The organism is Pseudomonas sp. NPDC079367 (assembly GCF_044542195.1).
Classification (GTDB): Bacteria; Pseudomonadota; Gammaproteobacteria; order Pseudomonadales; family Pseudomonadaceae; genus Aquipseudomonas.
In genome coordinates, this window is sequence record NZ_JBITTW010000013.1 from 1 (window position 1) to 297 (window position 297).

Below are 297 nucleotides of genomic sequence, written 5' to 3' on the forward strand. Positions count from 1 at the left end.
ACCAGGGCGTTGACCGTGCCAAGCCTGAAGATCAGGGCGCCGGCGACCAGGGCCTGATGTTCGGCTACGCCAGCAACGAAACCGACGTGCTGATGCCAGCGCCGATCACCTTCTCGCACCAACTGGTGCAGCGTCAGGCTGAAGCGCGCAAGTCGGGCCTGCTGCCTTGGCTGCGTCCGGACGCCAAGTCGCAAGTGACCTGCCGTTACGAAGGCGGCAAGGTTGTCGGTATCGACGCAGTTGTTCTGTCGACCCAGCACAACCCTGAAGTGTCGTACAAAGACCTGCGCGAAGGCG

At 63.0% G+C, this 297-nt stretch carries 1 pseudogene; it reads left to right on the top strand.

The window, feature by feature from the left end:
- Positions 1 to 297: pseudogene (locus ACIGDJ_RS13155) on the top strand (methionine adenosyltransferase); the annotation flags it as partial.